This window comes from Actinomadura sp. KC216, from assembly GCF_004348535.1.
GTDB lineage: Bacteria > Actinomycetota > Actinomycetes > Streptosporangiales > Streptosporangiaceae > Spirillospora.
Genome location: NZ_SMJX01000661.1, coordinates 1 through 708 on the forward strand (window position 1 = coordinate 1; position 708 = coordinate 708).

A 708-nucleotide genomic window follows, 5' to 3' on the forward strand; every position below is an offset into this window, starting at 1 on the left:
CATCGATCCCACACTTCTCCCTTCGGAGCGCACCCACGCCCCGGATGCCCGTCCTGAATATTGACGGCGGTCGTCTTGGGCGACCTCGCCGCGCGGGTCACGACCGTGGGGCCGCGGTTCCGCCGGTGCTCCGATGGGCGCTGCGTGGTCGAGTCGCCGAGGCGGCCGCCATGGCGATCGACGACGTGCGGTAGTCGGCCGGGACGGACTGTCCGGCGTCCAAGGACGACCTCGCCCGACCGGCAGTACGACGGGCCCAGCGGGATTAGCAAGGAGATCGCTTAGACCTCCTGACGTGCCCGATGCATCAAGCGGCTGATCAGCCTCCTTCGCGGCCGAGGGGGCCCCACTCGCCGTTCGCGTCGTTCTTCAGCAGATTCTCGGCCTCCTCGCCCTCAAGCACCCAGGGCCGCGCGCCGTGGGCACGGGCCCTTTCCAAGTGCGAGTAATCGTGCAGGCGCCGCGCCACCCATAGAACCGTCGACCGGGAACCCCACCACGGCTCCACGGCGAGGGGGTTGACGGACAGCCCCGGCAGCTCGGCACCGGTCAAACCATCCGTACTGTGCGGGTGGGACTGGTCAGCCTCCGGGTCGGCCGACCAGCGCACGAACAGGCACGGGCGGCTTTCCAACAGCTCGGCCAGCTGATCCAGCGTCGTGATCACGTCCAGCGCCATGGAAGGGCTGTTCCCCATAGCGCCACGTC

Annotated in this window: 1 protein-coding gene; it reads right to left on the bottom strand. The window is 69.1% G+C overall.

Annotated elements, in window-relative coordinates; translation table 11 throughout:
* Positions 1–319 precede the first annotated feature (319 nt).
* Positions 320–708: DUF6098 family protein (locus tag E1264_RS42865; RefSeq protein ID WP_243711532.1), on the bottom strand; the 389-nt coding region annotated here is incomplete at its 5' end.